Origin of the sequence: Exiguobacterium sp. 17-1 (genome assembly GCF_023096305.1) — a bacterium.
GTDB lineage: Bacteria > Bacillota > Bacilli > Exiguobacteriales > Exiguobacteriaceae > Exiguobacterium_A > Exiguobacterium_A sibiricum_A.
In genome coordinates this window covers 132,815-151,682 of sequence record NZ_JALIGJ010000003.1, presented here as the reverse complement: position 1 = coordinate 151,682, position 18,868 = coordinate 132,815, and the positions used below count along the sequence as shown (strand labels likewise).

Here is an 18,868-nt window from a genome sequence, read left to right as displayed (position 1 = left end):
TCATTCGGACGATAGGCTCGCTTTTTATGATTTAGGAGGCATGTGATGATAGTACTTAAAAATGTGACAGTAGCCGGTGAAACGACGGATGTACTGATTGGTGTGGGAAAGATTCTTGCCATCGGTTCCTATGCGGTGGATGAACGGCTGATCACTCAGACGATTGACGGGACGGGCAAACAACTGATTCCGGGTCTGCTTGATGGACATGTCCATCCGATCGGCGGGGGCGGGGAAGGTGGTTTCGCAACACGAACACCGCCGCTTTCGGCCACTGATTTTTTAGAAGCAGGTGTCACGACCGTCGTCGGATTACTTGGAACAGATGGCTGGACACGAACAGGAATCGATCTGCTTGCGCACATGCGGGGTTACACGAGCCAAGGGATCCGTTCTTTCCTCTTGTCAGGCAGTTACGCTGTCCCGCCGGTTTCGATTACGCAGTCGATTGCGGAAGACATCCTGTTGATTAATGAAGTCATCGGGATTGGTGAGATTGCCATTAATGATCATCGTTCGACACAACCGACTGTTCATGAACTGTCACGTCTTTCTTCGCAAGCGCGGATTGCCGGTCTTTTAAAGGGAGTCCGGGGAACGATGAATGTTCATATCGGGGACGGCAAACGTGGGCTTGGCCTGCTGGAAGAAGTGGTCGAAACGACCGATATTCCGATTACACAATTTTTACCGACCCACATTAACCGCAGCGAACGGATTTTTGACGCCGGTTTACGTTGGGCGAAACAGGGCGGGCGTATTGATTTTACGACCTGTACGACAAAGGCGTTCATTGAAGAAGGGGAAATACCAGCAGGCCAGGCACTAGAGCGTGCTCTTGCTGCCGGTATCCCGTTACGCCAGATTACGATGTCGAGTGACGCTGGCGCCAGCTTACCCGCCTTTGATGAAAGTGGAAGACTGCTTCGTCTCGAGACCGGAAAGCCGTCATCGATTTTTGATGCAGTTCGTGACGCGGTGAAACATGGCGTACAATTAGAGGACGCCATCCAAACGGTTACATCAAACGTCGCAGAGGCGTACGGCATTTCCGGAGGAAGCATCCGGCAAGGCGAACGTGCTGATCTGTTACTGATTGATGACGCTTTGCAAATCGATACGATTCTTGCAGAGGGGCATGCTATAATGATTCAGAAAAAATGGCTGTTGCCAAAATGACGGAGGGATATTGTGTCGAAGAAATCTAACCGTGTAAAACCAACAAAAAAACCGCAGTCGAAAGCCAACTGGATTACAGCTGGTGTGATTGCGCTGATCGTCTTGATCGGGGCAACGATGTTACTGTTTACGGATCGAGAGGATTCTGCATCGAAAAACGGCAATTTAACGGCCAGTCAAGTGGCTGATAAGCTGAAGTCCGGTGATGAATTTTATACGTACTTTTATCAGACGGGATGCGTGCACTGTGAAAAAGTAAAACCGTATTTAGTACCACTCGGTGAGAAGCAGGACATTCCATTTGAACAAATTGATCTGGCAGTCGAACAGTCGGCTTGGGATACATTTGCGATCGAAGGGACACCAACTGTCGTTCACTTCAAAGATGGAAAAGAAGTCAGCCGGGTATCCGGTGAGCAGACAGAAGACGCCTACAAAGAATTTTTCGCCGGTAAAGCCGTTAAAAATTCTGAAGAAGAGTCGTCAGGTGATTTAAATGATTAAAAAATGGTTCTTTACGCAACTGTTTGAACTGAACGGTCATCCGACCGTCGCGAAACAACTGCGCCGCTTTGCGATGAGTCCGGTCAGTCGACCGCTGATCCAACCGTTCGTCAAGATGTATGATTTACAGATGCAAGAGGCAAGTCAGCCACTTGAATCGTATACGACGTTACATGAATTGTTCGTTCGAAACTTAAAAGAAACGGTTCGTCCGATTGATGGGTCAGAACAAGCTGTCGTCAGTCCGTGTGACGGTGTCTTATCCGTTGTCGAGGATTTGACGGAAGAAAGTCGTTTTACTGTCAAAGGACAGACATATTCAGTTTCCGAATTGCTCGGTTCGCATCATGGCGCCGATCACTACATCGGGGGACGGGTATTGATTTTTTACCTCAGTCCGCAAAATTACCACCGTGTTCATGTACCGATAGACGGGACGATCCGGACAAGTTATACGCTTGGACGTGATTCGGCACCGGTCAATGATCTGGGTCTTTCCTATGGGAAACGACCGTTGACACGGAACTATCGTCGGGTCACACGTATCACACATGGTGAACATGCACTTGAACATGTCATGGTCGGTGCCTTGAATGTGAATACAATCGTCCAGACGAATCAAAATCGAGAAGTTAAACGGGGCGACGAGTTCGGTTATTTTTCATTTGGTTCAACGGTCGTCTTGATTTGTCCGAAAGATGCCATCACATTAGAAGCGGACATCAAGGGTCCGGTTTTGATGGGGCAACGCATCGGTTATTGGAATTCATGAATGAAGACGCTCCCGTCACGAAGGGAGCGTTTCGTCATGCTTAGGAGGAAGCTGTCATGCAGGTTTTAATGTTTACGGAAGCGTCGAGCTCGTCGCTTCAAATTTACGCGGCCTTATTCATTTTTTTAGTGACATACGCTTTTATCATCAGTGAAAAAATCAGTCGGGCGATTGTAGCACTGTTAGGTGCATTGGCAATGGTGATATTCGGCATCGTCCGGTTGGAATCTGCCTTGTTCGAATATGTGGAATGGGGAACAATCGTCTTATTGATCGGAATGATGATTTTAGTGACGATTGCCAATCAATCGGGATTGTTTGAATACATTGCCATTCGGGCGGCTAAAAAAACAAAAGGAGATCCGGTAAAAATCTTGATTTTACTGTCCGGATTGACGGCACTCGGATCTGCCTTTTTAGATAACGTCACGACGGTCCTGTTGATTGTTCCGATTACGTTTTCGATTACGAAGGTCTTAAAAATCAAGCCGTTTCCGTTTTTACTCGCCGAAGTCCTGTTTGCCAACATCGGTGGAACGGCCACGTTGATTGGCGACCCTCCGAACATCATGATTGGAGCAGCTAATCCTCATTTGACGTTCAATGCCTTTTTACTGAACCTCGCACCTGTGATTGTGTTGATTACAATCGTGACGATCGGTATTTTGTATATGATTTTCCGTAAACACTTACACGTAGAACCGGAGAATCAACAAAAATTAATGGAAATCGACGAAAACAGCTACATTGTCAGCCGTAAATTAGTCATGCGCAGCAGTATCGTCTTGTTAAGTACGATTGCGTTGTTCGTCATTCATCCGTTACTGAGTAGAATCGGGCTTCATTTGGAAGCACCGGCCATCGCAATCCTTGGAGCGACCGTCTTAATGCTACTGACGATTGAGAATAATCACCAATTGGAAGAAGTGTTCGCCCGGGTGGAATGGACGACGATCTTTTTCTTCGCCGGACTATTTATTTTGGTAGGTGGAATTCAGGAAGTAGGCGTTATCCGCTTCTTGGCAGAAAAAACGATTACGTTGACAGGAGGAGACATCCAGACGACGGCAACCGCTGTTCTTTGGTTATCCGGAATTGCCAGTGCGACGATCGATAATATTCCGTTCGTCGCGACGATGATTCCTTTAATCAACGATGTTGCGACAGGAATTGGTTTGTCACCGGACAGTCAACAAGTCGACGTGTTATGGTGGTCCTTGTCGCTCGGAGCATGTCTTGGAGGGAATGGAACATTGATTGGAGCATCAGCCAATGTGATTGTCGCAGGGTTAGCCACACGGCAAGGTGAGAAGTTCACATACGGACGATTCTTACTTTACGGGGCCCCAATCACCATCGTAACGCTGATTATTTCGCAACTTTATTTATGGATCCGCTATTATTGAACAGAAATTACGAAACGGAAGAGACCTGTGCTCTTTCGTTTTCTTTTGGTCGTCGCTCTATCAAATGGATTGTGCTATAATCGAACGATAAGAACATAACTGTTTCTTAAACTTAACTATAGAGCTAGACCATTATCTGGAGGTTTTATTCTTGTTTAAACGACTTTATCCAAAACATTTTGTGGCGTCGATTTATGATATCGACTTAGAGATGTTAAAACGAAACGGTGTCAAAGCAATTTTGACGGATCTTGATAATACACTTGTTGCTTGGAATATTGCCGATGCTCCAGACGAATTGGTGTCATGGCTCGATATGGTGAATAACCAATACGGATTTGACGTCATCATCGTCTCGAATAACAACGGCGATCGAGTCAAGAAATTTGCGGATCCACTTGGCTTACATTATATTGCACCGGCCCGTAAACCTTTACCGATTGGTTTCAAACGCGCGTTGACGGAATTTGGTTATCACGCGAAGGAAGTTGTTTTCCTTGGAGATCAACTGTTTACGGATGTGTTAGGCGCAAATTCAGTAGGTATCGAAGTAATCCACGTTCAACCCGTCGTCAAGACAGACGGTGTCGTCACAAAATTTAATCGCTTGATGGAACGATTGATTTTCCGTCGGATGAAACGTAAAGGAATCTACAAATTGACGCAACGTGTCAAAGAAGATCCGGCAGCGTTAAAACATCCGATTGAAACACTCCGTCAAGATAAGCAGCAATGACCCTGTCATACCGGTAGATGAAAGGATAGGCAGCAGTCGCAACATGTACGGCGAAAGGTCGGAAGTTACGCTCTTGGAGTGGCGTGCAGGGCGCTACGTTGAATAGAGAAGGGAAAGTCCCGATGCGGCTCAACACACACATGGAAGAAATCAATTGCGCAGGCTGTGGTGTCGCGATCCAGACAGAGGATCCAAAAGCACCTGGTTATGCGCCTAAATCTGCACTTGACCGGGAAATGGTCATTTGCCAACGTTGTTTTAAACTGAAGCATTACAACCAAATTCAAGACGTCGCATTAACGGACGATGATTTTGTCAAAATCTTAGATGGAATCGGTCAAAAAGATGCATTAGTCGTTAAAATCGTTGATATCTTTGATTTTAATGGAAGTTGGTTACCGGGATTACACCGGTTTGTCGGAAAAAATGATGTTTTGCTCGTCGGAAATAAAGCCGACTTGCTACCGAAATCACTTAATCCGAACCGCCTGATGAACTGGATGCGCCAAACATCAAAAGAATTGGGCTTGCGTCCGGTCGATGTCCATCTGATCAGTGCGAAAAAAGGACACGGTGTGGATGAACTGGCAGAGAAAATCGATTATTACCGTAAAGGACGCGACGTTTACGTCGTCGGCTGTACGAACGTCGGTAAATCGACATTGATTAACCAAGTCATCAAACGATTCGGGGAAGAAGAAGAGGCGGTCATCACAGTCAGTCACTTCCCGGGAACGACACTTGATTTAATTGATATTCCGCTGGACGACAACTGTAATCTGTACGATACACCAGGAATCATCAATCATCACCAAATGGCACACTACGTGGATGCAAGAGACTTGAAATTGATTACGCCGAAAAAAGAAATCAAGCCACAAGTGTTCCAAATTCATCCACAACAAACGTTGTTCTTCGGTGGTCTGGCTCGTCTTGACTACATGGAAGGCAACAAACGGTCATTCGTCATCTATATGTCAAATGACTTGAAAGTACACCGGACGAAGCTCGATAAAGCAGACGATCTGTATGCGAATCATAACGGAGAATTGTTATCACCGCCGAATGAGAAGACGCTTGAGATGCTTCCGCCGCTCGTTCGACACGAGTTCAGTCTACGCGATAACATGAAAACGGATATCGTTTTCAGTGGACTCGGTTGGGTTGCAGTTCACGGAAAAGGCGGACGAGTTGCTGCCTACGCACCAAAAGGTGTTGCTGTCTCATTACGTGAGGCGCTTGTCTGATGCAATTTGCTGTCATCGGTCATCCGATTGCCCATTCGCTTTCACCCATGTTGCACGAAACATGGCTGAAGGCGGCTGGGCTTTTCGGTTGTTATACCACGGTAGATGTCGAAGTGAACGAGCTGGAAGCGTTCGTTCAGAAGGTAAGAAAACGGCAGTTTGATGGAATCAATGTGACGATTCCCCATAAGTCGGCCATCATTCCGTTTCTTGATCGTTTGGAGCCGGCGGCAGCCCGCGCCGGTGCCGTCAATACCGTCTATTGGGACGGGGAGGAACTGGTCGGTGCGAATACAGATGGAACCGGGTTCGCCCGTGCCCTTGCGACGCGCACGAATGCGAAAAACAGTTTAGTGATCGGGGCAGGCGGTGCGGCACGTGGCATCATTCCGATGCTTCCCGGTCATGTTACAGTCATGAACCGAACGAATCAGACGGCTGAACAGGTGGCTGCTGAATTCGGACAATCTGCTGTCCCTTGGTCGAACACACTGGATTTGCTGCCGTATGATGTCATCATCAATACGACTTCTGTCGGGATGGCTCCCGCAATTGATCAGACGCCAATCGAATTGACAGCGACGAGAGCTTTAATTTGTGATATTATTTATCGACCGACCCCGACCCGTTTTTTGCGGGAAGCGACCGCAAACGGGCTTGATACACTAGATGGTGTTTTGATGTTTGTACTACAAGCGGCTGAAGCGTTTGAACACTTCACCGGTCATCCGCCTGATCTCGCGCTCGGCGAGCAGGTGATTAGAAAGCAATTGGAGGAATCATAATATGTTAACAGGTAAACAAAAACGGTATTTACGCGCAACGGCTCACGACTTAAGCCCGATTTTCCAAGTCGGAAAAAACGGTGTCGGTGAAGCGATGTGTGCAGACTTGATGGATGCGCTCGAAAAACGTGAACTCTTGAAAGTTCAAGTTCTGCAAAACTGTGCTGACGCTCCGAAAGATGTCGCGGCTGAGCTCGTTGACGGAACGAATGCAGAACTCGTTCAAGTCATCGGAAAAGTCATCGTTCTCTACAAGGAATCGAAAGAGAATAAGACACTTCAATTACCACGATGAAGATCGGTTTGATGGGCGGAACATTCGATCCGCCCCATATCGGTCATCTGCTGATTGCCGAACAAGCGAAAGAGCAACTTCAACTGGATGCGGTCTGGTTTTTGCCGGCAAAACTTCCGCCGCATAAACAATCGACGTTGACGAGTGCGGCGAAACGGTTGCAACTTGTCCGAGAAGCAGTCCGGGACAACAAGGATTTTTCGGTCTCTGAGATCGAGTTTGAACGGGAAACGAAATCGTACACGTTTGATACGATCCGGGAACTGAAGATGCGTTATCCCGGACATGCGTTCTTTTTTCTGATCGGTGCGGATTCATTAGTCAGTTTAGGAACATGGCACCGGTCGGAAGAATTGTACAAGGAAATTGAGTTTGGGGCAGTCGCGCGTCCAGGCAGTCGTTACCTGATTCCGGAAGGTGCGCGTGTCACGGCAGTCGATATGCCGCTGCTTGAAGTTTCTTCGACCGACATCCGACAACGGGTAGCGAGAGGGCGCAGTATCCGTTATCTCGTGCCGGAACCGGTCCGACAACTAATCGAGGAGTGGAAACTCTATGCGACTTGAAGAAGCGAAACGAATCATTAAGGAAACATTGCCCGAAAAACGCTACATCCATACGCTTGGCGTCGTCGAGACGGCAATTCAACTGGCTCGACAATATGGGGTTCAAGAAGAAAAAGCTGCTTTAGCAGCCATGTTACACGATTATGCGAAATATCGGAATGTGTCCGAGATGCAGACGGTAGCAGTAGAACTTGGACTGGATGAATTACTCAACTATGATGAAGAATTGTTGCATGCACCAGTCGGGGCAGAACTCGTTAAGCGAGAGCTCGGCGTTGAGGACGCTGATATTTATCAAGCGATCGCCAATCATACGACGGGTGCTCCGGATATGCCGTTGCTCGATCAAATCATTTTTGTCGCAGATGCGATTGAACCGAATCGTCAGTATCCGGGTGTCGAACAGCTTCGGCAGATTGCGCAGGAAGATTTGACGCAAGCCGTCATTGCGACACTTGTCCAGACGATTTCATTTTTATGCAAAAAACAAACAGTGATTTTTCCGCTGACGATCGAGACGTACAATGCGTTTATCACGGAAAAACGAAAGGGGACCGTCCTATGACAGTCGAACAAGAATTAAAATTAATCGTAAATGCAATTGATGATAAGCGTGCCGAGGACATCGTCGTACTCGACATGTCGAGTATTTCACCGATCGCGGACTACTTTGTGATTTGTGAAGGGAATTCTGAAAAACAAGTTCAAGCGATTGCGCGTGAAGTGAAAGAAGTCGCGCACAAAAACGAATTACCGATCAAACGACTAGAAGGAATGGATGCAGCACGTTGGGTCCTCGCGGATCTTGAGAACGTCGTCGTACATGTCTTCCACCGTGACGACCGTGATTACTACAACCTTGAGAAATTATGGGCAGACGCTCCTAAAGTAGAAGTCGAGATCGACTAATGGCGTACGAACAGTTTGCGTATGTCTATGACGAACTGATGCAAGACGTCCCCTATCCTGAATGGGTCGCATGGGTACTTGAACAGGTAGAAACCGGCAAGAAAATTGCGGATATCGGTTGCGGTACCGGAACGGCAACGTTGTTACTGGCCGACCATTATGAGGTCACCGGTGTTGATTTATCGGAAGAAATGCTTGAAATTGCTCAGGAAAAAGCAATGGAGACAAATCGACACGTTGATTTCTGGGTGCAGGACATGCGGGAACTTGAATTGCCGGAACCAGTGGATGCGATTACGATTTTATGTGATTCCTTGAATTATTTGCAGACGGAATCGGACGTTAAACAGACATTTGATAGTGCAGCAAGTCTGTTGACAGACGGTGGAAAGTTGTTATTTGACGTTCATTCCCCTTATAAAATGGAGACGTTATTTAACGGGAAAACGTACGCGACCCACGCCGAGCAAAGTTCGTATATTTGGTTTGCGGATCCCGGTGAAGACCCGTTGTCGGTTGTCCATGAACTGACCTTCTTTATTGAAGGGGAAGATGGACGATACGATCGTGTCGACGAGACACATCATCAACGGACGTATCCGCCGGAACAATACATTACCTGGTTACGCGAAGCAGGTTTCCGTGTTTGTGCCGTAACAGGTGATTTCACATCCGATGCACCGACTGAAACAGCCGAGCGCATTTTCTTCGTTGCTGAAAAAATATAAAAGTATCTAACCATCAACGGATATCCTGTTGATGGTTTTTTATGTTGTTTCGGGTTAGAAAGGCAACTGGTTGAAGCAAGGAAAACTAAAAGAAGCGAAAGGAAAGGCACGTCACCGGATAATGAAGATTAGCTCTCTTCAGAAGCAGCGGAAAGATTGATACAGTCGAAGAGACAGGAGGGATATGGATGACGATTCCACGCTTACAGCAAGTAGCAACGATTGCGGTTGTTCTCCTACTGCTCGTTGTATTATTTGTTCCGTTGCCTTCATGTTCGAACGAGGCATTGGTTGAAAAACCGGCAGTCGTAGAACGAGAACAGGAAGCACAGGCAGAAGACCGTTCGGCAGATCAGACGCTGACTGAGAAAAAAATCATGGTTGATATCAAAGGGGCGGTCAAACGACCCGGTCCATACAGTTTTCGACTCGGTGATCGCGTTCAAGATGCGATTAAACGTGCAGAAGTGACTGCAGAAGCAGATATCAAAGAACTCAATCTTGCAGCACGTTTAATTGATGGTCAGGAAGTGATTGTTCCGACTAAGAAAACGACCAAGGTATCAAAGAAGCCAGCAACGGAAAAGCCTGAACAAGCGGAAGTGCCAAAAGGATTACTTGATTTAAATGCAGCGACTGAAGAACAGCTATTGGAAGTGCCGGGGATTGGTCCTGCGAAGGCCGATGCGATTTTACAATACCGGGAAGAAAAAGGCGGCTTTGCAGCGTATGAGAATCTTGGCGATGTGAAAGGATTTGGACCGAAGACATTGGAAAATCTGAAAGCTTATCTCATCGTCTACTGATGCCGCTGTTGCCTTTATTTTTTATGATCGGGCTCATCGCCTTAAAAGAATCCCTCTGGCTGGTAGCGGTCTGTTCGATGATTCTTGTACTGAAATCTTGGTCGATGTCGACGTATTCTGTGTTAGCACTCATTGGCCTGACTTTCGTATTTTTACTGAATATGACGACGGAGCAGATCGTCAGACCGGTCAAAGTCATCGATATTCTGGATGCCAAGCAGAATGGCGACAGAATCCGTTATCTCGCAGAAGCCCATAATCAGCAAATCGTTGTCGCAACCACGCTGGATGAAAAAACGGATCGTGACTATGAGCGGATCGGGCAACGATGTGAAGTCGAGCTGGAAGAGCGGACGGTATTGCCTCGAGTGAATTCGGGCGGATTTGACGAATCCCGTTGGATGCAGATTGAACAGTTACAGGGAAAATATGAGGTTGTCCGGTGGGGGAAGTGTTCCGAGACGCCGGGATTCGAAGCGAATGGACGGCGTATTCGTCAGCAGTGGATGACGCGGATCGAACAACTTCCCATCAAACAAGCACTGTATGTGGAAGCCTTAGTATTAGGGGAAGATCGTTTAATGGATCAGATGACGATGGAACGTTTCAAAAAGTTCGGTTTACTCCATGCGATTGTCATCTCCGGTTCACATATTGCGTTTTTGATTGTAACGATGTTATGGCTTTTAAAAAAACTGCGGTTGACGCGGGAGCGGAGATTTGAATTTCTATTGTTGACCTTGCCGTTATATGGATGGTTGACGGAGTGGAGTGCTCCAGTCACACGTGCGGTGTGTGTCGCCATGGTATTGTTGTTCTGTCACAGGATTAACCGGCGACCTGATCCCTTATTGGTCGTTGGTTCGATTGGAGCGCTTCAATTGGCGGTCTCGTATACTTATCTATATGACGTTGGGTTTCAACTGACCGTCGGATTGACGATATTCTTATTACTGTCCCGCAAGATGTGGGAAACGATCAAACGTCCCTGGAACTGGTTGCTGATTAGCCTTTGGGCTCAAATCATGACAAGTCTTGTCCTGCAATTAGCTCAACAGACGGAGGTTTCCCTTTGGTCACCGCTGTTAAATTTGATTGTCGGAGGATGGATTGAGTGGGTGATTCTACCGCTGTCTTTCCTTGTCAGTGCAGCTGTGCTGATTCCGTCGTCTGATAATCTGGTTCGCCTGCATGGTCAAGCTACTTCATTCTTGGATCAAGCATTGGCTTGGGCGGAAAAATTACCCGTCCCGACCGTTGCGGTTCATCTTTTTTCACTTCCTGTGTTTCTGATTGTGGCAGGAGTGGTCCTTACAGGCTGGTGGTTGGCCGAACGCAAATGGTTCGGGCATCTGGTACCACTGGTCGGGCTGCTCGCAGCGAGCCTTTATATGGATCAACAAACGCCGGAGCAAATCACCTTTCTTGACGTCGGACAGGGCGACAGTACAATCATCGAAAAAGCGGGAGAAACGTTTGTCATCGATACCGGAGGGGCATTCTCCTTATCGATCCGTCCTCCTTTACGACCATTCGATCCGGGTGGACAAATCGTAGCTCCGTTTTTGCACACACGGGGAGAAACGCACATTGAAGGATTGGTGGTCACACATGCAGACCATGATCATATCGGTGGATTGTTGGGGGTATTGCGAAAAATTCAAGTGGACACCATTTACATGGGAAAGTTCGACAATCAAGATCCAAAACGGCACGCGTTGATTGAGCAGATTGAAGCGACAGGAACAAAAATTGAATACATTCGTTCAGGACAGCAGATTCGTCCCTGGCTCAAGGTGTTGGCTCCTGTAGCAAGCGAAGAAGAAGAAAATGACCGGTCGGTCGTGTTACTTGCCGACATTGCCGGGAAGCGCGTCTTATTGACAGGAGATGCGAGTATTGATCAAGAGGAGACATGGTCTGTCCAAAAAGTCGATATTTTAAAAGCGGGGCACCATGGTTCGAAAACGTCAACCGGAGAACAGCTTTTGCAGAAAACGGATCCGAACCTGATCATCATATCGGCAGGACGAAATAACCGATATGGTCATCCTCATGCAGAAGTACTGGAGCGAACGAGGAACCGGACTGTCATGCGGACCGATCAATCGGGAATGATAACTTGTTCTGCAACGGGCTGTGAACCTATGCTAAAATAAAAAACAGCAACCCCCCAAGGTTGCTGTTTTACTGGTTATAGGCTTAAGAATTTAATGACAACGCCAATGATGAACAAGACTGCGAAAAAACCGAACGATGCGCCAAAACCGACCGCTGAGTCAAGCGCGTCATTACGTTTTGACTGAATGTCGTTTTCAAACGCATTCTCACTTGGTGGACGTACTGAATGTGCCATGCTGCATTCCCCCTAAAAATAGATTCCGCTTCTAGTATAGCGGAATAAAAGAGGATTATCTATGATGAAGTTAAGAACAAACTGTGAAATGTGGTGGGGAAGATGAAAACACCTTGGCTTGTCAACGGAAAACTGGCGAACCTTTATTTATTATATGGAACGGAACGACACCTTTTGGAAGAGTGGGAACGTGAAATCGTCAAAGCCGCTTTGCCGGATGGTGAACGCTTTGATTACATGAAGATTGATTTAAACGATCAACCACTCGATGCAGTACTCGATGAAGCGGAAACGGTCCCTTTTTTGAGTGATTACCGTGTCGTCATCGCTAAACCGGCGACTTTTTTGACCGGTGCAAAAGACAAGAAAACACATAACGTAGAGCGATTGACTGAATACATCGTCCAACCTGCGGATTATGCAGTTGTCGTCTTGATTGTCGAGGCGGAAAAACTGGATGAGCGAAAAACGATTGTCAAACGGTTAAAAGACCGGGCTGTCGTACTCGAAGCAAAAAAACCGACGACGGAAGAACTGTTTCGTTTCGTGATGGATGCTGTCAATGACAAAGGGTACCGGATGGAACGGCCTGCCATCGAACGATTGATTTTCCTGACGGGCGAGATGTGGGCGACGCTGACACATGAACTGGATAAACTCATGCTCTATGCCGGAGATCATCCGACGATTGAACTGGAAGATGTTAATTTACTGGTGCCACGGACGTTAGAGGATAATGTGTTCCAACTGACGGATTATCTGATGAAACGACAACTTGAACCGGCGATTCGATTGATTCGCGATCTCGAAAAGCAGGGACAGGAAGTGTTGGCGTTACTTGGTCTGATGGCACGACAGTACCGGATGATGCTGTTGTCCAAACGTCTAGCGGAACAAGGGTACGGGGAACGGCAAATCGCGTCCAAAGTCGGGGCGCATCCATATGCGATCAAACTCGCCCTACAGGCTGGTAAACGATTTACGTTCGCGCAGCTCGAACAGGCATTGATCGCAATCACGACGACAGACGAGGGTATGAAGACGGGCCGAGGGGACAAGCGGATATTGTTTGACGCCCTGATTGTCCGGCTTGCTACATTATAGGAGGCAGAGCAGATGGAGATTCGAATCATTTCAGCAACAGAGGTCATTCCACTTCGAAAAGAAGTTTTACGTCCCAACCAGCCGATTGAAATGTGTGTCTATCCGGACGATGATCTCGAATCCACTTTTCATTTAGGAGCCGTCAAAGACGGACGGATTGTAGCTATCGGTACTTTCTCCAATCGTCCTCATGAGGCGTATCCGGAATTGACCTATCAATTACGCGGAATGGCATCGAGTCCTGCTGTCCGTGGAGAAGGATATGGAAAAGCATTGTTAGAAGAGGCACGAAATCGACTGAAAGCAAAAGGTTCAGACGGTTGGTGGTGTAACGCTCGACTCAATGCTGTTCCTTTTTATGAACGATTGGGTTTGACGGTTGCGAGCGAGTCATTCGAAATCGAAGGAATCGGTCCACATCATGTCATGGTGGATTGCTTCTGACGGAAATAAAAAACCATCCGACAAACAGCCGGATGGTTTTTTAAACACAAAAAAATCACCACTGGAGCGGACTCCGAGCGGTGATCGATCACTGTATCCTTCAAAGAAGAATTAAAGTGCGTTTACGAGACGAGCGAGACGTGATTTGTCACGACCAGCTTTGTTGCTGTGGATAAGACCTTTAGCAGCAGCTTTGTCGATTTTCTTAGATGCTGTGTTGAAAGCTACGAGCGCTTGCTCTTTGTTGCCTTCAGTAGCGAAAGTTTCGACTGCTTTGATAGCTGAACGCATAGACGATTTACGTTGTACGTTAGCGACGCGGCGTTTTTCAGCTGTTTTAACACGCTTGATTGCTGATTTAATGTTAGCCATGGATGATTCACCTCCAAGAAAACTCATTCGAGATTTATATTCGCATATCTGCATTTATCGTTCAACAGAACAAACACAATTGTAGCAAACGTTTTTCTTAAAAGCAATAACAGCTCTAGGGTTTCTTTCGATTTTTGTTTTTTTGGAAAACAAAACGAGATGGTGCACCCCGTGTGATTTTTGGTATAATGAAGCGTATGTACGTTTGACTATAAGGTAAGGTGACTATAAACATGAATAATGCAGATCGTTTAAAGCGGCAAAAAAGTATTCGTAATTTCTCTATCATCGCCCATATCGACCACGGGAAATCGACACTTGCAGACCGTATTTTAGAAAAAACAGGTGCTTTGACATCGCGTGAGATGAAAGATCAGACACTCGATGCGATGGACTTAGAACGTGAACGCGGGATTACCATTAAATTAAATGCCGTTCAATTAAAGTATACGGCAAAAGATGGTGAGGAATATATCCTCCATCTGATTGATACACCGGGACACGTCGACTTCACATACGAAGTCTCCCGTTCCCTTGCTGCTTGTGAAGGAGCGGTCCTCGTCGTCGATGCGGCGCAAGGAATCGAAGCGCAAACTCTTGCTAACGTGTATTTGGCACTGGATAACGACTTGGAAATCTTGCCGATTATCAATAAGATTGATTTGCCTTCAGCAGACGTCGAACGTGTCCGTCAAGAGATTGAAGACGTGATTGGACTGGATGCTTCTGAAGCTGTTCCGACATCCGCGAAAGCCGGTATCGGGATTGAAGAAATCCTCGAACAAATCGTTGCGAAAGTTCCGGCACCGACGGGTGACCCGGAAGCACCACTTGAAGCGTTGATCTTCGATTCGTATTATGACGCCTATCGTGGTGTCGTCGCGTCGATTCGTGTCGTCAACGGGACGGTTAAGATCGGTGACAAGATTCGGATGATGTCGACCGGAAAAGACTTTGAAGTCTTGGAACTCGCTGTCTCGACACCGAAGCCACTCCGTCAAAAAGAATTAACGGTCGGAGACGTTGGTACGTTATCGGCTTCCATTAAAACAGTTGGTGATGTTCGCGTCGGGGATACGATTACCTTGGCGAAACAACCGGCGACAGAAGCTTTACCGGGATACCGGAAGATGAACCCGATGGTGTACTGTGGTCTGTATCCGATTGACGCTGCACGCTATAATGATTTACGCGAAGCGCTCGAGCGTCTTCAATTGAGTGACGCAGCACTTGAATTCGAGCCGGAAACATCACAGGCACTCGGATTCGGTTTCCGTTGTGGATTCCTTGGTATGCTTCACATGGAGATCATTCAAGAACGAATCGAACGCGAATTCAACATCGATATGATCACGACTGCTCCATCGGTTATCTATCATGTTACGACGACGGCGGGAGAAGTGCTCCATGTCGATAACCCGTCGAAGATGCCGGAACAGCAAAAAGTCGAGTTCATCGAAGAGCCATACGTTAAAGCAGCCGTCATGACACCAAACGACTATGTCGGTGCCATCATGGAGCTTTGTCAAAAGAAACGCGGAACGTTCATCGATATGGAATACATCGATACGGCACGGGTTAAAATCACGTATGAACTTCCGTTATCGGAAATCGTCTATGATTTCTTCGATCAGTTAAAATCAAGCACAAAAGGCTATGCGTCACTGGATTATGAATTAATCGGCTATCAGCAATCACGTCTCGTCAAGATGGATATCTTATTAAATAATGAAAACGTCGATGCCTTGAGCTTCATCGTTCACCGTGATTTTGCGTACGAACGTGGGAAAGTCATCGTTGATAAATTAAAAGCACTCATTCCGCGGATGCAGTTTGAAGTACCGATTCAAGCGGCCGTCGGAACGAAGATTGTTGCCCGTTCGACAATCAAAGCGTTACGGAAAAACGTTCTCGCCAAGTGTTACGGCGGAGACATCTCGCGTAAGCGTAAATTGCTCGAGAAGCAAAAAGAAGGTAAGAAACGCATGAAGATGGTAGGCTCGGTAGAAGTACCGCAAGAAGCCTTCATGTCGGTTCTGTCGATGGATGAAGATTAAAGAAGACACAAAGGGGGCGTTTCTGGCGCACCCTTTTTCTGTTTAAGTAAAGAAAGTCTGTTTAAGTGAAGAAAGGATGAGGCGAAATGACTCCACGCGCCGCATATGTCCACATTCCGTTTTGTGAACATATTTGTTATTACTGTGACTTTAATAAAGTCTTTTTAAAAAATCAGCCGGTTGCAGAATATCTCGATGCGTTAGAACGGGAAATCGAGCTGACATTACAACAGTATCCGACCGATCGGCTCGAAACGATCTTTATTGGTGGTGGGACACCGACAGCTTTAAATGAAGTCCAGATGCAACGTCTGATGGATATCATCGCGAAGCATCTCCTGCCGCTGACGGACGCAACACTCGAATATACGGTCGAATCCAATCCGGACGGCGTCTCACCAGAAAAACTCGACATCATGAAAGCAGGCGGCGTCAACCGGGTCAGCTTTGGGGTTCAGTCCTTTGACGACGGATTACTCGAGCGGATCGGCCGGACGCACCGGGAAGCGAAAGTTGCCGAGACACTTGATCATGCGGCAAAACGGTTTGACAACATCTCGGTTGATTTGATGTTCGGCTTACCGAACCAAACGCTTGAACAAGTCCGGTATGATGTCGAACGGGCATTACGTTTGCCGATCACGCATATCTCGTCGTACTCGTTGATTCTTGAGCCGCATACAGTTTTTGCGATTCAGGAACGAAAAGGGAAGTTGCCGTTACCGACGCAGGATTTAGAAGCGGATATGTACCGTTTAATGATTGAAACGATTGAAGCCGGCGGATTGCAACAATATGAGATTTCAAACTTTTCCTTACCGGGTCGGGAAAGCCGGCATAACCGGGTCTACTGGGAAAACGACGAATATTATGGATTCGGTGCCGGCTCGCACAGTTATATTAACAAGACACGCCGGGCAAACATCGCACCGATTCCACACTACATTAAAGCGGAAGGTTTACCGGTCCGCAATGAGACACCGTTAACGGAAGTTGAACGGATGGAAGAAGAGATGTTTCTCGGGTTACGAATGAAAGAAGGAGTGTCGGAACGACACTTTGAAGAAAAATACGGCTATTCACTCGATCACGTCTTCGGGCAGACGATTGCGAAGTTATTGCCGCGCGGACTCGTCGAGCGGACGGCGACTCATCTGTGTTTAACGGATGCCGGTGTACCGCTCGCAAACGAAGTATTTGCCGAGTTCATCGGAGAAGCGGAAGTCGAAGGGGAACTGAATAGTTAAGATCCGTACGAATGAAAACGGCGTCCATACAAAAGTATGCGGACGCCGTTTTATTTTTTTGGTTTTCGTAAAAAGTAGGCGGTTGTTCCGATGATCGCGATGAACACCCAGACGAACACACCGGCCATTGAAAACAGTTCGAGCATATACCTCATCCTTTTCTTGTTTGTTTCACTGTATCGCAGAATGGGAAAGTCTTCAAAGGGTTCAGCAAATTGGTTGACATCATTTCCAGGATTCCTTATAGTAAAGATGTAATTAGCACTCGCCAAAAGTGAGTGCTAACAAAATAAGGTGGTGAAGAAGGTGCTGACGGATCGCCAATTGTTGATTTTACGTGCAATCGTCGATGATTATATCAAAACCGCTCAACCCGTCGGCTCACGGACGCTCTCGAAACGGAGTGACGTGACGTTCAGTTCCGCGACCATTCGAAATGAGATGGCGGACCTCGAAGAAATGGGATTGATTGAAAAGCCGCATACTTCTGCCGGCCGAATTCCATCCGAGCTCGGATATCGATTTTATGTCGATCATCTGATTCGTCCGGAAAGCATCTCACCGCAAGAGGCAAAAGCGTTAAAATCGTTATTTGCCCATTCCGTGAATGAAAATGATCGGTTGATCCGACATACAGCGGACTTGTTGAGCGAATTGACACATTATACGACGCTTGTATTAGGTCCAAAAGAAGAAGGACAACGTCTCCATCATTTAGAACTGATTCCCTTGGCGGAAGGACGTGTCGTTATCGTTCTCGTGACAGAAACCGGTCACGTCGAACATAAGACACTTCAGCTCGCGGAAGCCCTCTCACGTGAGGCGGCAAGTCGCCTGATGGAACGGCTGAACCAAACGTTACGCGGAACGCCGCTCAGTCAATTGCGTCTCCGTCTGCTCGAAGAAATCAGACGGTTCCGTTCCGAACATTCGGAGCAGACGACCCTGCTGTCAAAAGCACTCGACATCGTCTTGACGGATCAGCATGAGGAACGTCCCTTGATTTATCTTGGGGGGAAAGCGAACATGTTTGATCAACCTGAGTTTCAGGATGTCGCGAAACTGCGTCCGGTCCTCGAGTTGATCGAGCAACAGGAAGCATTGTTCGATTTCTTGAGTCCAAGTCTGGATAATCAGATTTTGATTACAATCGGCAGCGAAAATAACGTCGATGCCCTGAAAGACTGCAGTGTGATTCGTGCTCATTACTCCGTTGACGGCGTCTCGCTCGGAACATTGGCCCTGATTGGTCCAAAACGGATGGATTATAATCGAGGCATCAATTCGATCATTCATCTTTTACAAGCATTCCAAACCGAGTTGCGTAAAAACAACTTGGATTGAATATAGAAAGG

The 18,868-nt window shown here is 47.1% G+C and carries 21 protein-coding genes; 19 read left to right on the top strand and 2 right to left on the bottom strand.

The annotated features are described in order from the left end of the window. Positions 1-45 precede the first annotated feature (45 nt). The 14 genes from iadA (at position 46) to MUN34_RS10375 (ending at position 12,092) form a co-directional block, all read left to right on the top strand. Positions 46-1,179 (top strand): beta-aspartyl-peptidase, encoded by a 1,134-nt coding sequence (iadA, locus tag MUN34_RS10440; protein WP_247857746.1) that lies wholly within the window; start codon positions 46-48, stop codon positions 1,177-1,179. A 12-nt stretch (positions 1,180-1,191) separates the two neighbouring features. Next, a complete protein-coding gene (locus MUN34_RS10435) occupies positions 1,192-1,683 on the top strand; it encodes a thioredoxin family protein (RefSeq protein WP_026829037.1) in 492 nt (163 codons plus the stop codon). Further along, positions 1,676-2,455, top strand: a complete 780-nt coding sequence (locus MUN34_RS10430) for a phosphatidylserine decarboxylase (RefSeq protein WP_247857745.1) — start codon at positions 1,676-1,678, stop codon at positions 2,453-2,455. Before MUN34_RS10435 ends, MUN34_RS10430 begins: the two co-directional genes overlap by 8 nt. A 56-nt stretch (positions 2,456-2,511) precedes the next feature. Beyond that, on the top strand, positions 2,512-3,861 hold the full coding sequence (locus MUN34_RS10425; RefSeq protein ID WP_026829035.1) for an ArsB/NhaD family transporter: 1,350 nt from the start codon (positions 2,512-2,514) through the stop codon (positions 3,859-3,861). A 151-nt stretch (positions 3,862-4,012) separates the two neighbouring features. Next, complete coding sequence (locus tag MUN34_RS10420) at positions 4,013-4,597, top strand: YqeG family HAD IIIA-type phosphatase (RefSeq protein WP_026829034.1); 585 nt, start codon at positions 4,013-4,015, stop codon at positions 4,595-4,597. A 140-nt stretch (positions 4,598-4,737) separates the two neighbouring features. Continuing rightward, the gene (gene yqeH, locus MUN34_RS10415) at positions 4,738-5,844 is read left to right on the top strand and encodes a ribosome biogenesis GTPase YqeH (protein ID WP_026829033.1); all 1,107 of its coding nucleotides are present in this window, start codon (positions 4,738-4,740) and stop codon (positions 5,842-5,844) included. Further along, positions 5,844-6,629 (top strand): shikimate dehydrogenase, encoded by a 786-nt coding sequence (aroE, locus tag MUN34_RS10410; protein WP_247857744.1) that lies wholly within the window; start codon positions 5,844-5,846, stop codon positions 6,627-6,629. Before yqeH ends, aroE begins: the two co-directional genes overlap by 1 nt. Position 6,630: 1 nt before the next feature. Continuing rightward, the gene (gene yhbY, locus MUN34_RS10405) at positions 6,631-6,924 is read left to right on the top strand and encodes a ribosome assembly RNA-binding protein YhbY (protein WP_012369671.1); all 294 of its coding nucleotides are present in this window, start codon (positions 6,631-6,633) and stop codon (positions 6,922-6,924) included. Continuing rightward, a complete protein-coding gene (locus MUN34_RS10400; RefSeq protein ID WP_247857743.1) occupies positions 6,921-7,490 on the top strand; it encodes a nicotinate-nucleotide adenylyltransferase in 570 nt (189 codons plus the stop codon). Before yhbY ends, MUN34_RS10400 begins: the two co-directional genes overlap by 4 nt. Further along, positions 7,480-8,055, top strand: a complete 576-nt coding sequence (gene yqeK, locus MUN34_RS10395; protein WP_247857742.1) for a bis(5'-nucleosyl)-tetraphosphatase (symmetrical) YqeK — start codon at positions 7,480-7,482, stop codon at positions 8,053-8,055. Before MUN34_RS10400 ends, yqeK begins: the two co-directional genes overlap by 11 nt. Then, positions 8,052-8,399: a ribosome silencing factor gene (rsfS, locus tag MUN34_RS10390; protein WP_012369674.1), complete on the top strand. Its 348-nt coding sequence runs from the start codon at positions 8,052-8,054 to the stop codon at positions 8,397-8,399. The genes yqeK and rsfS overlap by 4 nt, the downstream gene beginning before the upstream one ends. Further along, positions 8,399-9,127 (top strand): class I SAM-dependent DNA methyltransferase, encoded by a 729-nt coding sequence (locus MUN34_RS10385; RefSeq protein WP_247857741.1) that lies wholly within the window; start codon positions 8,399-8,401, stop codon positions 9,125-9,127. Before rsfS ends, MUN34_RS10385 begins: the two co-directional genes overlap by 1 nt. Before the next feature lie 188 nt (positions 9,128-9,315). Further along, the gene (locus tag MUN34_RS10380; RefSeq protein WP_247857740.1) at positions 9,316-9,933 is read left to right on the top strand and encodes a ComEA family DNA-binding protein; all 618 of its coding nucleotides are present in this window, start codon (positions 9,316-9,318) and stop codon (positions 9,931-9,933) included. A 77-nt stretch (positions 9,934-10,010) separates the two neighbouring features. Continuing rightward, positions 10,011-12,092 (top strand): DNA internalization-related competence protein ComEC/Rec2, encoded by a 2,082-nt coding sequence (locus MUN34_RS10375; RefSeq protein ID WP_247857739.1) that lies wholly within the window; start codon positions 10,011-10,013, stop codon positions 12,090-12,092. A 35-nt stretch (positions 12,093-12,127) separates the two neighbouring features. On the opposite strand, the gene MUN34_RS10370 is transcribed toward MUN34_RS10375, so the two are convergent. Further along, complete coding sequence (locus MUN34_RS10370) at positions 12,128-12,289, bottom strand: YqzM family protein (protein ID WP_012369678.1); 162 nt, start codon at positions 12,287-12,289, stop codon at positions 12,128-12,130. Positions 12,290-12,391: 102 nt separating this feature from the next. On the opposite strand from MUN34_RS10370, the gene holA reads away from it, so the two are divergent. Then, positions 12,392-13,393 (top strand): DNA polymerase III subunit delta, encoded by a 1,002-nt coding sequence (gene holA, locus MUN34_RS10365; protein WP_026829025.1) that lies wholly within the window; start codon positions 12,392-12,394, stop codon positions 13,391-13,393. A 12-nt stretch (positions 13,394-13,405) separates the two neighbouring features. Beyond that, positions 13,406-13,837: a GNAT family N-acetyltransferase gene (locus tag MUN34_RS10360; protein ID WP_247857738.1), complete on the top strand. Its 432-nt coding sequence runs from the start codon at positions 13,406-13,408 to the stop codon at positions 13,835-13,837. A gap of 111 nt (positions 13,838-13,948) precedes the next feature. Here the strand turns inward: MUN34_RS10360 and rpsT are convergent, their stop codons facing one another. Next, positions 13,949-14,209 carry a 30S ribosomal protein S20 gene (rpsT, locus tag MUN34_RS10355; RefSeq protein WP_012369681.1) on the bottom strand — a complete coding sequence of 87 codons (261 nt, stop codon included), beginning with the start codon at positions 14,207-14,209 and terminating at the stop codon, positions 13,949-13,951. Between the two features lie 233 nt (positions 14,210-14,442). On the opposite strand from rpsT, the gene lepA reads away from it, so the two are divergent. The 3 genes from lepA (at position 14,443) to hrcA (ending at position 18,857) form a co-directional block, all read left to right on the top strand. Beyond that, on the top strand, positions 14,443-16,266 hold the full coding sequence (gene lepA, locus MUN34_RS10350; protein WP_026829023.1) for a translation elongation factor 4: 1,824 nt from the start codon (positions 14,443-14,445) through the stop codon (positions 16,264-16,266). Positions 16,267-16,352: 86 nt separating this feature from the next. Next, a complete protein-coding gene (gene hemW / locus MUN34_RS10345) occupies positions 16,353-17,513 on the top strand; it encodes a radical SAM family heme chaperone HemW (protein WP_247857737.1) in 1,161 nt (386 codons plus the stop codon). 306 nt (positions 17,514-17,819) lie between these two features. Next, positions 17,820-18,857: a heat-inducible transcriptional repressor HrcA gene (hrcA, locus tag MUN34_RS10340; RefSeq protein ID WP_026829021.1), complete on the top strand. Its 1,038-nt coding sequence runs from the start codon at positions 17,820-17,822 to the stop codon at positions 18,855-18,857. Positions 18,858-18,868: the final 11 nt, after the last annotated feature.

What these genes read in the sequence shown, in the direction of transcription:
- iadA (WP_247857746.1), top strand. Translation starts at nt 46, where the DNA reads ATGATAGTACTTAAAAATGTGACAGTAGCCGGTGAAACGACGGATGTA.
- MUN34_RS10430 (WP_247857745.1), top strand. Translation starts at nt 1,676, where the DNA reads ATGATTAAAAAATGGTTCTTTACGCAACTGTTTGAACTGAACGGTCAT.
- MUN34_RS10425 (WP_026829035.1), top strand. Translation starts at nt 2,512, where the DNA reads ATGCAGGTTTTAATGTTTACGGAAGCGTCGAGCTCGTCGCTTCAAATT.
- yqeH (WP_026829033.1), top strand. Translation starts at nt 4,738, where the DNA reads ATGGAAGAAATCAATTGCGCAGGCTGTGGTGTCGCGATCCAGACAGAG.
- aroE (WP_247857744.1), top strand. Translation starts at nt 5,844, where the DNA reads ATGCAATTTGCTGTCATCGGTCATCCGATTGCCCATTCGCTTTCACCC.
- yhbY (WP_012369671.1), top strand. Translation starts at nt 6,631, where the DNA reads ATGTTAACAGGTAAACAAAAACGGTATTTACGCGCAACGGCTCACGAC.
- MUN34_RS10400 (WP_247857743.1), top strand. Translation starts at nt 6,921, where the DNA reads ATGAAGATCGGTTTGATGGGCGGAACATTCGATCCGCCCCATATCGGT.
- yqeK (WP_247857742.1), top strand. Translation starts at nt 7,480, where the DNA reads ATGCGACTTGAAGAAGCGAAACGAATCATTAAGGAAACATTGCCCGAA.
- rsfS (WP_012369674.1), top strand. Translation starts at nt 8,052, where the DNA reads ATGACAGTCGAACAAGAATTAAAATTAATCGTAAATGCAATTGATGAT.
- MUN34_RS10385 (WP_247857741.1), top strand. Translation starts at nt 8,399, where the DNA reads ATGGCGTACGAACAGTTTGCGTATGTCTATGACGAACTGATGCAAGAC.
- MUN34_RS10380 (WP_247857740.1), top strand. Translation starts at nt 9,316, where the DNA reads ATGACGATTCCACGCTTACAGCAAGTAGCAACGATTGCGGTTGTTCTC.
- MUN34_RS10375 (WP_247857739.1), top strand. Translation starts at nt 10,011, where the DNA reads ATGATTCTTGTACTGAAATCTTGGTCGATGTCGACGTATTCTGTGTTA.
- MUN34_RS10370 (WP_012369678.1), bottom strand. Translation starts at nt 12,289, where the DNA reads ATGGCACATTCAGTACGTCCACCAAGTGAGAATGCGTTTGAAAACGAC.
- holA (WP_026829025.1), top strand. Translation starts at nt 12,392, where the DNA reads ATGAAAACACCTTGGCTTGTCAACGGAAAACTGGCGAACCTTTATTTA.
- MUN34_RS10360 (WP_247857738.1), top strand. Translation starts at nt 13,406, where the DNA reads ATGGAGATTCGAATCATTTCAGCAACAGAGGTCATTCCACTTCGAAAA.
- rpsT (WP_012369681.1), bottom strand. Translation starts at nt 14,209, where the DNA reads ATGGCTAACATTAAATCAGCAATCAAGCGTGTTAAAACAGCTGAAAAA.
- lepA (WP_026829023.1), top strand. Translation starts at nt 14,443, where the DNA reads ATGAATAATGCAGATCGTTTAAAGCGGCAAAAAAGTATTCGTAATTTC.
- hemW (WP_247857737.1), top strand. Translation starts at nt 16,353, where the DNA reads ATGACTCCACGCGCCGCATATGTCCACATTCCGTTTTGTGAACATATT.